Here is a 12741-nt window from a genome sequence, read left to right as displayed (position 1 = left end):
AAATAAAGCATATGCACACTAAAACTGTTAGCGGCTTTCAACTTTCGCCTCAACAGAAGCGTCTTTGGTTATTACAGCAATATAATTCAACTTATTCTGCTCAATGTGCACTTCTCCTCGAAGGCAATCTCAAACCAGAAGTTTTAAAAGCCGCTTTACAACAAGTCATCAATCGACATGGAATTCTCCGGACACGCTTTCATCGCTTGTCAGGTATCAAAATTCCGGTCATGGTTATAGCAGATAGTAGTGTTGTGTCGTGGCAGGAAATCAATCTGAGTGATTGTGAACCAAAGGAACAAGAAGCTAAAATTGAAGCTACTTTCCAACAACACAGACACCAACATTTCGACTTTGAGCAAGGTTTACTGTTGCATTCTTGCCTATTGACGCTGCCACTACATAAATATATTTTAATAATCAGCTTACCTTCCCTTTGTGCTGATACTTGGACACTCAAAAATCTAGTAGCAGAAATCAGCTATTCATATTCTGCTTGCTTGCAAAGTGAGGCAGTATCACAAGAAGTTGTGCAATACCTGCAATTCTCAGAATGGCAGAATCAATTACTCGAAGACGAAGATGCAGAGTTTGCTAAGAAATACTGGCAAGAGCAAAAGCTTGCTTCCCAAACTACATTAAGACTGCCTTTTGAAAGCCAACCTGCAAAACAATCACAATTCCAGCCTGAGTGTTTGCGACTGGCGATCGCTCCCGAACTGACAGCCAAAATTGAAACTTTAGCCCAAAAGTATAATACTTCCGCTGCTGTCGTCTTACTAGCTTGCTGGCAAACGCTGATTTTTAGACTTACAGGACAGCCAGATATTGTCATTGGTATGGCTTGCGATCGCAGAGATTATGAAGAACTACATAACTTACTAGGACTTGTTGCTACCTGGTTGCCAATTAAAAGCCATTTGACACCAGACTTACGCTTTAAAGAACTTTTAGAACTAGCTGAACAAACTATAGAGGCTGCTTCAGAATGGCAAGATTATTTCGTTCCAGAACCACTAGAAAATAATAGTATACTAGCTTTTCCTGTTGGTTTCGAGTTTGAGAAACTACCAGAACAACTCATTGCCGCCGATGTTTCATTTTATCTTGACAAATATTACAGTTGTATTGAACCGTTTAAAGTAAAACTCACCTGCACTCAACGCAATAATTTGCTGATAGCAGAATTATACTATGATGTCAACTACTTTTCGGCTGATACTATTGAGCGTATAGCTGGACAGTTTCAAACTTTATTAAGCAGTGCAACTGCAAATCCAGAAGATAAAATCAGTCAATTAGAGATTCTCAGCAAGCGCGATCGCCAACAGTTGCTGGTTGAGTTTAACCAAACGCGGATTAATTACCCACAAGACAAATGTATTCATCAACTGTTTGAAGAACAAGCACAAAAAACACCTAATAACATTGCCGTTATATTTGAAGACCAGCAACTGACCTATGCAGAGCTTAACCAAAAAGTTAATCAACTAGCTCATTACTTGGAAACATTGGGAGTTAAGCCGGAAGTTTTAGTTGGGCTTTGTGTAGAGCGATCGCTCGAAATGATTATTGGACTTTTGGGCATCCTCAAAGCTGGTGGAGCCTACCTACCCCTAGATCCAGCATTACCACAGTCGGGTTTTGCCTGCCGATTGCAGGATGCTCAAGTACCAGTGCTATTGACACAACAGGGATTAGTAGATATACCAACATATGTATCGCAGATTGTCCGCTTAGACACGGACTGGGATATTATTGCTCAACACAGTGATGAGAATCCCACAAGTGTTGTGACAACTGAGAATTTGGTCTATGTATTGTTCACCTCTGGCTCTACTGGTACACCAAAGGGGGTGGCAATTGAACATCGACAACTGCTGAATTATCTCAACGGAATCACAGATAGGTTGAACTTATCAGCAACAGCCAACTTCGCCACTGTTTCCACCCTTGCAGCAGATTTGGGTAACACTGTAATTTTTTCTTCTCTTTGTACTGGAGGGTGTCTGCATGTTTTGTCTGCCGAGTGTGCTACTGACTCAGCAGCCCTAGCAAAATACTGCCGCAGATATCCTATAGACTGTCTGAAAATTGTACCCTCCCACCTTGCCACCCTGATTGCATCTGCACCATCCGAGTCAATTTTGCCCCGCCAGCGACTGATTCTTGGTGGTGAAGCAGCAAGTTGGAAACTTATTGAGCAGATTCACGCCTCTGCGCCAGACTGCCTTATTTTCAATCACTACGGTCCCACAGAAGCTACCGTGGGGGTTACTACTTTCGCGGTTGAGGATGGGCAAGTTAATTATAGTTCACAGATTCCGCTTGGTCGTCCACTTGCTAACACGCAGATTTATCTGCTTGATGAGCAACTGCAACCCGTGCCCATTGGCGTGACAGGTGAGCTATACATCGGCGGTGCTTCTTTAGCTCGCGGCTATCTGAATCGATCTGAGCTAACAGCGGAACGGTTCATTCCCAACCTTTTTGCAGAGACGGGATTGATTGCATCTAACTTAGGGTCGCGCTTATATAAAACTGGTGACTTAGCTCGCTACTTAAGCGACGGCAATATTGAGTTTCTTGGACGGGTCGATCGTCAGGTGAAGATTCGGGGTTTCCGTATTGAGCTTGGAGAAATTGAGACCATACTGTGTCAACACCCGGAAGTGCAACAGGCTGTAGTTTCAGTTCGTGAAGAAGAGTTTGGCAACAAGTACTTGGTAGGCTACATTGTTTCTAAGCAAAAACAAAAACTCAGTGTTAGTGAACTGCACAAATTCCTGAGAGAAAAGCTGCCGGAATACATGGTGCCCTCAACTTTCATGATGTTGAAAACTTTACCACTGACACCTAATGGAAAAGTCAACCGCAGCGCGTTACCAGAACCAGACGATCGCCGTCCAGAATTAGAAGTAACTTATGAACCACCTCAAACTGAAGTCGAGCAAACCATTGCTCATATTTGGCAGCAGATGCTTCATGTTGAGAAGGTGGGCATTTATGATAATTTTTTCGATCTTGGCGGTCATTCATTACTTCTTGTTCAAATTCATGCCAAACTGCGAGAAGTTTTAAACACAAATATATCAATAGTAAATTTGTTTGAATATCCAACTATAAATTCCTTGGCTAAATATTTAACTGAAGAACAGACTGAAACATCCGCTTTTGAGGAAAGCGATCGACGAGCTGAAAGCCGCATTGCTTCAAGGCAGGCAAGAGCGCAATCTAGGTAAAATTATCTGAGAAAAAACAGGGCACTTAAATCACCATCAGTGCAAATCATCAAGTTAGAAAGAAGGAAATTGTGATGAATAGCCTAGAAAAACAAAATCAAATAGGCGATTTAGATATAGCTGTTATTGGTATGTCTGGACGGTTTCCTAGAGCCAGGAATCTTGATGCTTTTTGGCATAATTTGCGAGATGGTATCGAATCAATTTCGTTTTTTTCAAATCAAGAACTGGAGTCTGTAGGGGTAGATCCATCTTTACTGAGTAACCCCAATTATGTTAAAGCAAATGCTGTACTGGAAGATATAGAATTATTCGACGCTTCATTCTTTGATTACTCTCCCAGAACAGCAGAAATAATGGACCCACAGCACCGACTCTTTTTGGAAACTGCTTGGGAGGCTCTTGAAAGTGCTGGCTATGATTCTAAAACCTATGAAGGTCGGATTAGTGTTTATGGTAGTGCCAGTATTAGCTCGTACTTTTTATTTAATATTTTTTCCAACACCGAACTGATAAAATTAGTTGGTCTTGACCAAATTAGGCATAACAATCGTACAGATAACCTGACTACGCGAGTTGCTTATAAATTAGATTTGAAGGGGTCAGCTATTACTGTCCAAACTGGATGCTCTAGTTCATTAGTTGCCGTTCACTTAGCCTGTCAAAGCTTAATAGATCGTGAATGTGATATGGTTTTGGCTGGTGGAGTTTCTGTAACAGGGTTACAAAAAGCTGGCTATTTTTATCAAGAGGGGGGAATTTTGTCTCCCGACGGACACTGTCGCGCCTTTGATGCTCAGGCAAAAGGAACTGTGGGCGGTGATGGTGTAGGCATAGTCGTTTTAAAGCGACTGGCAGATGCGATCGCTGATGGAGATTGTATTCATGCTGTTATTAAAGGTTCAGCTATTAATAATGACGGTTCTTCAAAAGTTGGCTATACAGCTCCGAGTATTGATGGTCAAGCTAGGGTGATTGCTGAAGCACTTGCAATAGCTAGGGTTGAACCTGAGACAATCAGCTATGTAGAAACTCATGGCACTGGAACAGTTTTAGGAGATCCCATTGAAATTGCAGCGCTTACCAAATCTTTTCGCGCCAAAACTCAAAAGAAGGATTTCTGCGCTATTGGTTCGGTAAAGACGAACATTGGACACCTAGATACTGCTGCTGGTGTTGCAGGTTTAATCAAGACAGTTTTAGCGCTCAAACACAAACAAATACCACCTAGCTTGCACTTTCAAGAACCATCACCCCAGATTGATTTTGCTAACAGCCCATTTTATGTTAATGACAAGCTTTCAAAATGGAAGTCAAACGGACACCCCAAACGTGCAGGAGTCAGTTCCTTCGGCATTGGTGGCACTAATGCTCATGTGATTCTTCAAGAAGCCCCTGTGGAGGAGCAGGGGAAGCAAGGGAGGCAGGGGGAGCAGGGGAGGAAATATCAACTGTTAGTGCTTTCCGCAAAGACTAACTCGGCACTAGAAACTGCCACAACCAATATAGTTGAACACTTTAAGCAGCACCCCGATCTCAATTTGGCTGATGTCGCTTACACCCTTGGGGTAGGTCGCCGAGCTTTTGATTATCGCCGGATGGTGATTTGTCAAGACCTGAACGATACAGTCAAAATTTTAGAAACAAAAGACCCGCAACGAGTTTTTACCCATTTCACCGAACCTTGTGAGCGAAAGGTTGTGTTTATGTTTCCCGGTCAGGGGACTCAGTATGTAGAGATGGGTCGAGAACTGTACCAGACAGAGACAATTTTCCAAGAACAGGTTGATTATTGCTGTGAAATACTTATACCAGTGTTGGGGCTAGACCTACGCACTATTCTGTATCCAACCGAAGAACAAAGACAGTGGGCAACACAGCAGCTTACAAAAACTTATATTACTCAGCCAGCGCTGTTTGTGATTTCGTATGCTCTAGCAAAGTTATGGATGGCGTGGGGAGTACGTCCTGAAGCGATGATTGGTCACAGTATAGGAGAATATGTTGCAGCTTGTTTAGCTGGCGTGTTCTCTTTAGAAGAAGCATTGGTGCTAGTTGCTACCCGTGGAAAACTGATGCAGCAAATGCCTGCTGGGGATATGCTGGCTATACCCCTAGCAGAGAAAGAAGTGCAATCAATGCTAGGTGAGGAACTTGCCTTAGCTGCAATCAACGCGCCATCTCTGTGCGTGGTTTCAGGACCAAGATTGCCAATTGATGAATTGCACAACTCTTTGACCGAGCAAGGGGTTGACTGTCGCCGTCTGCATACATCGGGTGCTTTTCATTCCCAGATGATAAACCCAATCATCGAGCCGTTCATGGCACAGGTCAAAAAAATTAACCTGAAAGCACCGCAAATTCCGTTTGTATCCAACGTCAGTGGTACCTGGATTACGGCAGGCGACGCAACCGATCCAAGCTATTGGGCAAGGCATCTACGACGAACGGTGCGTTTTGCTGAGGGTATTGCTCAGTTGCTGCAAAAGCCAGAGCAAATTCTCCTAGAAGTAGGACCTGGGCGGACGTTAACTACATTAGCTAGACGTCATCCAGATAAAGCGGCTGAACAAGTTATGTTAACTTCGTTACGCCATCCGCAAGAGTCCTACTCAGATATAGCGTTTTTGTTAAATACGTTAGGTCAGCTATGGCTTGCTGGAGTACAGGTAGATTGGTCGGGATTCTATACCCGTGAGCGGTGTCATCGCCTACCCTTGCCAACTTATCCCTTTGAGCGTCAGCGTTACTGGATTTCACCTAAAAAACAAGCAAACGCTGTCAAGACGGATGTAGAGATGCCTACAACCTCTCTACGCAAAAATCCGGAAATGGCAAACTGGTTCTACATTCCATCTTGGAAACGCTCCCCATTAGCTGTTAATCAACCAAGTGAGAATCCAGTTTTGTCCTGCACTCTTGTGTTTATCGATGAGTGCGGCTTGGGTGAAGAACTGGTGAAACGACTCGAACTTGAGGATCGAGATGCGATCGCTATAAGGATCGGGTCGGAGTTTACTAAACTAAGCGATCGCTTATATACTCTAAATCCTCGACAACGCGATCACTATGAAACTTTACTTAATCAACTTTTAGCACAAAACAAGTTCCCAAAAACAATTGTTCATTTATGGAGTGTCACACCTTTTGATCGCATAGAGTTAGAACTGGAAACCGTTGATAAATCTCAAGAAACAGGATTTTATAGTCTGCTCTTTCTAGCACAGGCACTCGGAAAACAGAATTTTACTGATGAGCTTCAAATCGCGGTTATTTCCAATAATATGCAGGAAGTAGCAGGCGAAGAGTTACTGTGTCCAGAAAAAGCTACTTTACTTGGACTTATTAGGGTCATTCCTCAAGAATACCCAAACATCAGCTGTCGTAGCATTGATGTTGTTATTCCCAAAGAAGCAAACTGGAGTGAGCAAAAACTCATAGACCAACTGCTTGTTGAGCTACAGGCTGATACTTCTGACCGAGTTATTGCTTACCGTGGTTTTCATCGTTGGGTGCAAAACTTTGAGCCGATTCGATTGGATGAAGCAAAAAAAGAAACACCAAGATTAAAAGAAAGGGGAGTTTATCTGATTACAGGTGGACTCGGAGGTATTGGACTTGTGCTAGCTCAACATCTGGCGCTTCAAGTAGGAGCCAAATTGATTCTGACTGGACGTTCTGCTTTTCCTGCTAGAGACGAATGGGAACAATGGTTGAGCACTCATGATGAGCAAGATGTTATCAGTTGTAAGATTCGGAAAGTGCTTGAACTAGAAGAACTGGGTGCAGAAGTTTTGGTGAGCAGCGCTGATGTGACCAACTCTGAACAAATGCAACAAGCGATCGCTCAAGCACAAAAGCAATTTGGTCAACTCAATGGTGTCATTCATGCAGCAGGGGTTCCCGGTGGTGGCGTGATTCAGCGAAAAACACCGGAAATGGCAGAAAGTATTCTAGCACCTAAAGTAAAAGGCACCCTGGTTCTTGATAGTATCCTCAAGGATGTTCAACTGGATTTCTTTGTTCTTTGTTCAGCGCGTACTGGAATTTTAGGGGGATTTGGGCAGGTCGATTATGTTGGTGCAAATGCCTTTCTTGACGCCTTCGCTCACCATAAGACTCACCAAGATGGCACATTCACCGTAGCTATTGATTGGTGTGCTTGGCAGGAAGTGGGGATGGCAGCAGAGGCAGATCGGCAACGAAATCAAACTTCGGATATTTCCCAAACATCTCAATTGAAACAAGAGTTATTACCCTTAGAAGGAATAGAAGTCTTTAGACGAATTCTAGAAAGTACCCTATCCCAGGTTATTGTGTCTACTTACGATCTCCAGAGTCGTGATTTTTTAATTCACGGTAAACATGATAATGGTTTTAAAGCTAAATCTTATCCTAAACTGTTAGAGACGGCTAACTTATCCAAACCAACACAACAACGACCATCATTAATTAATCCTTATGTTGCTCCCAAAAATGAAACTGAGCAAACGCTTGCTGACATTTGGCAAGAACTTCTTGGGATTGAGGCGATAGGAATTCACGACAACTTCTTTGAGCTTGGTGGGGATTCACTTCTTATAGTTAAAGTTCGCAGCAAACTGCGAGAAAAGCTTAACAAAGATATATTAATATCCGACTCATTTGAATATTCGACCATAAATGCTCTGGCAGAATATCTCACCCGCAAAGAGGATGAACAACCTGTTTATCAGCAAGTCACTGACCGTGCCAAGAGGCGAAAACAAGCTATTGAAGAAAACAGCCAACAGATGAAGCGAAAACTAATCAAGCAAAATAACAAGACAAATGGATAACCCTGAATCTCACGATTCCTTAAAAGGAATAGCCATTATCGGGATGGCTGGTCGTTTTCCTGGAGCCAAAAGTACTGATGAGTTTTGGCAGAATTTGTCGCAAGGACGAGAGTCGATTTCATTTTTTACTGATGAGGAATTACTATCAGAAGGTGTAGACCCGACTTTGCTGCGTAACCCTCACTATGTAAAAGCAGGAGCTGGGCTGTCAGACATAGAGATGTTTGACGCTCGATTCTTCGGCTTCACGCCAAGGGAAGCTGAAGTTATGGACCCACAACACCGTCTTTTTTTGGAGTGTGCCTGGGAAGCTCTTGAAAATGCAGGTTATGACCCTGAAACATATGAAGAGTTGATAGGAGTTTACGCAGGCAGCAACCTAAGTACCTACTTACTGAACAACCTGATCTCAAATCATGACCTTCTCAAATCGCTAAGTGGGACAATCGTTGTTAGTGGTAATGATAAAGACCACATACCTACACGAGTTTCTTACAAATTGAACCTCAAAGGACCGAGCTTTAACGTCAGTACTGCTTGTTCCACGTCATTGGTAGCAGTTCATCTAGCATGTCAAGGATTGTTGAGTTACCAATGTGACATGGCGCTAGCTGGTGGTATTGCAGTACGAGTTCCGCAAAATAAAGGTTATTTACATCAAGAAGACGGAATGACTTCTCCCGATGGTCATTGTCGCACTTTTGATGCTAAAGCACAAGGCACCGTTTTCGGTAACGGTATGGGCATTGTTGTGCTAAAGAGGTTAGAGGAAGCACTGGCAGATGGCGATCGCATTTATGCAGTTATTAAGGGTTCAGCCATCAATAACGACGGTTCTTTGAAAGTGGGTTATACAGCACCCAGCGTCAATGGACAAGCCGAGGTGATTGCCGAGGCTCAGGCGATCGCTGAGTTTGCTCCTGAGACAATTACTTATGTAGAATGTCACGGAACAGGTACAGTTCTGGGCGATCCTATTGAAGTTAGGGCGCTGAAAAAAGTATTTAGTGCGGCAACAAACAACAAGCGCTTCTGCGCGATTGGTTCAGTAAAAACTAATATCGGACATTTAGATAGGGCAGCTGGTATTGCAAGCCTTATCAAGACCGTCCTTGCACTCAAACACAAGCAAATACCACCCAGCTTGCATTTTGAGCAACCCAATCCCGAAATTGATTTTGCCAACAGTCCTTTTTACGTCAATACCACATTGTCTGATTGGAAAACGAACGGCACTCCTTGCCGTGCGGGAGTCAGTTCTTTTGGCATTGGTGGGACTAATGCCCATGTGATTCTTGAAGAAGCCCCAGTTGTTGAACCATCTGGTCCGGCTCGTCCCTGGCAGTTGTTGTTACTGTCTGCCAAGACTAGTACAGCACTTTTAACCGCCACAGCTAATTTAGCTGCCCACTTAAAGCAGCATCCCGATCTTAATCTCGCTGATGTAGCTTACACCCAGTGTGTGGGTCGTCGCGCTTTTGATTATCGGCGGATGCTGGTGTGCCAAGACCTTGAAGATGCGGTGAAAGCACTATCACCTCTAGATCCTCAACGAGTTTTCACCCACTACCAAAAGCCCTGCAATCGCCCTGTTGTGTTCATGTTTCCCGGACAGGGCGCACAGTACGTCGAGATGGGTCGAGAACTTTACCAAAGCGAGCCAATTTTCCGAGAACAGGTTGATAAATGCTCGTACCTTCTAAAACTTCATTTGGAAGTTGATTTGCGCTCTGTGCTGTATCCTAGCAAAGAACAGATCCAAGAGGCAACACAGCACCTTAAACAGACTCATATCACCCAGCCTGCGCTGTTTGTGATTGAATACTCGTTGGCTCAATTGTGGATGGCGTGGGGAGTGCGTCCTTCTGCAATGATTGGTCACAGTATAGGAGAGTATGTAGCAGCTTGCCTAGCTGGTGTGTTCTCTCTAGAAGATGCATTGGCGTTGGTAGCAGCCCGTGGACAACTGATGCAGCAAATGCCTGCTGGTGATATGCTTTCCGTACCACTACCGGAGAACGAAGTGCAATCAATGCTTGGCGAAGAACTTGCCCTAGCTGCAATCAACGCGCCATCTCTGTGCGTGGTTTCAGGACCTAGGTTGCCAATTGCTGAATTGCACAACAAGTTGACTGAGCAAGGGGTTGACTGTCGCCGTCTGCATATATCGGGTGCTTTTCATTCTCAAATAATGGAGCCAATCATTGAGCCGTTCATGACAGAGGTTAAAAAAATTAACCTTCAGGCTCCGCAAATTCCTTTTGTGTCCAATGTGACTGGCACTTGGATTACTAAAACAGAGGCAACCGATCCAAGCTACTGGGCGAGGCATATACGGCAAACAGTGCGCTTTGCTGAGGGGGTTGGATTGTTAGTGCAAAAGCCAGAGCAAATTCTCTTGGAAGTTGGTCCAGGGCGGACATTAAGTACTTTAGTTAGACAGCATCCAGAACAAGACGAACAACAGATTGTACTTTCTTCGTTACGCCATCCAAAAGAGCAACAGTCGGATGTCGCCTTTTTGCTGAACACACTCTCGTGGCTCTGGCTTACCGGAACACAAATAAACTGGTCAGGCTTTTACGCCAATGAACGGCGTCATCGGGTTCCCTTGCCAATGTATTCATTTGAGCGACAAAGATACTGGATTGAACCACAACCCTCAGCCACTTCTGTGACTGCGTACCAAGAACCGTTACACAAAGAGCTGAATCTTGCCGATTGGTTCTACATCCCAGTCTGGAAGCAGTCCCAACCGCTTGAGCCTGTTGAAAATGCAGAACTGGCAAAGCAGAAGTCGTGTTGGTTAGTTTTTGTCGATATGTGTGATGTCGGCTCGCTTATAGTAAAACGCCTACAACAACAAGGTCAAGATGTTATTACCGTAACAGTGGGAGAGCAGTTTACTAAACTTGGCGATCGCGCATATTGCATCAACCCCCAACGAAGAGATGACTATGACGCCTTGTTCCAAACCCTTGATGAGCGGGATTTAACCCCACAAAAGATTATTCATTTATGGGGTATCATAGCAAGCGATCAGACACCCTCAGGAATCGAGTCCTTTGAAACAAGTCAGGCTCTTGGCTTTTACAGTCTGCTTTTTCTAGCCCAAGCACTTGGACAACAAGGTATTACAGATGCGCTTCAAATCCAGGTTGTGACCAACAACATACATGATGTGACTGGTGACGAAAGCTTATGTCCAGAGAAGGCAACTGTATTGGGACCATGTAAAGTGATTGGGCAAGAATATCCGAATATCGCCTGCCGCAACATTGATATTGTTATTCCTAAATCCGGAACCGGGCAACAGGAGAAACTGATAGAACAACTTATAGCAGAATTTACAGCACAGCCAACTGACTTAGTAATTGCCTACCGAGGTCATCATCGCTGGGTACAAACTTTTGAAGCAGTCCACTTAGAAAAAGCAATTCCAGGGAAAACACGGCTGCGGCAAAAAGGAGTTTACCTAATTACTGGTGGCTTGGGAGGCATTGGTCTAATACTGGCGGAGTATCTAGCCCAGACAGTGCAGCCTAAACTAATCTTGATATCGCGTTCTGGTCTTCCGGAAAAAGATGAGTGGGAAAAATGGCTAGCAACTCATGATGACCAGGATTCTGTAAGCATCAAAATAAAAAAAGTGCAGGCGCTAGAGGAGTTAGGTGCAGAGGTTTTGGTCAAGAGTGCCGATGTCGCCGATCTAGAACAGATGGAAAGAGCGATCGCGTTAGTCACCGAGCGCTTTGGCGAGATTCATGGTGTCATCCATGCCGCAGGAATTGTTGGAGAAAAATCACAAAGAGCTATTCAAGAAACTTATATAACTGATTGCCAGTGTCAATTTCAACCAAAAGCGCATGGACTATTCGTACTAGAAAAAGTTTTGCAGGAAAAAGCGCTAGATTTTTGTCTTTTGCTATCCTCTTTAGCATCGATTTTGGGTGGATTAGGATACGTCGCTTATTCGGCAGCGAACATCTTTATGGATGCTTTTGCCCACAAACAAAGTCAAACAAATCCTGTCCCCTGGATCAGCGTTAACTGGGATGTATGGCAACTTAGAGAACAACAAGAACAAAATATAACTTATAAAACAACTTTGGCTGGATTAGCTATAATACCTACTGAAGGTGTAAAGGCTTTTCAACGCATTTTATCCAAGAGTAGAGTAAATCAAGTAGTTGTTTCTACAGGGGATTTGCAAGCAAGGATTGAGCAATGGTTAAAGCTTGAATCATTACCAAATATTGAGCAGAACTATTCTTCCCAAGACAAATTAGCGCTGTCCAATTTATCCAAACCTATTTATCCTCGCCCCAAGTTGGAAAATGATTACGTTGCTCCCCGCACTTTTGTCGAACAAACCGTTGCTAACATCTGGCAACAGCTTCTTGGAATCGAGCAGATAGGCATTCATGATAACTTCTTTGAGTTGGGTGGACACTCGCTGCTAGCAACCCAAGTTATTTCTCAGGTGCGAAAATCTTTCCCAATAGAGTTATCTCTACGCAGTATCTTCTTTGAATACTCTACTATTGCCGAGTTAGCCAAACTGATTGAACAAATGGTTATGGAGAAAATAGAACAATTATCTGAAGAAGAAGCTCAACGTCTTTTAGGAGTTTAATTTTGATTAAAAACCCGTTTTTCAGCGGAGTACAAACTAGTTTTCA

Annotated in this window: 3 protein-coding genes; all 3 read left to right on the top strand. The window is 43.7% G+C overall.

Annotation, left to right across the window (positions count from 1 at the left end; all coding sequences use genetic code 11):
• Nucleotides 1–11: 11 nt before the first annotated feature.
• The 3 genes from AABK37_RS05945 (at nt 12) to AABK37_RS05935 (ending at nt 12695) form a co-directional block, all read left to right on the top strand.
• The gene (locus tag AABK37_RS05945; protein WP_432550679.1) at nt 12–3242 is read left to right on the top strand and encodes a non-ribosomal peptide synthetase; all 3231 of its coding nucleotides are present in this window, start codon (nt 12–14) and stop codon (nt 3240–3242) included.
• Between the two features lie 74 nt (nt 3243–3316).
• Nucleotides 3317–8059, top strand: coding sequence for an SDR family NAD(P)-dependent oxidoreductase (locus AABK37_RS05940; RefSeq protein ID WP_432550678.1), 4743 nt, complete (start codon nt 3317–3319; stop codon nt 8057–8059).
• Complete coding sequence (locus AABK37_RS05935) at nt 8052–12695, top strand: SDR family oxidoreductase (RefSeq protein WP_432550677.1); 4644 nt, start codon at nt 8052–8054, stop codon at nt 12693–12695. Before AABK37_RS05940 ends, AABK37_RS05935 begins: the two co-directional genes overlap by 8 nt.
• Nucleotides 12696–12741 lie beyond the last annotated feature (46 nt).

It is taken from the genome of Tolypothrix sp. VBCCA 56010, from assembly GCF_050875635.1.
Classification (GTDB): Bacteria; Cyanobacteriota; Cyanobacteriia; order Cyanobacteriales; family Nostocaceae; genus Hassallia.
Note: the sequence above shows the minus strand (reverse complement) of the source record. Positions and strands in the feature narration are given on the sequence as shown.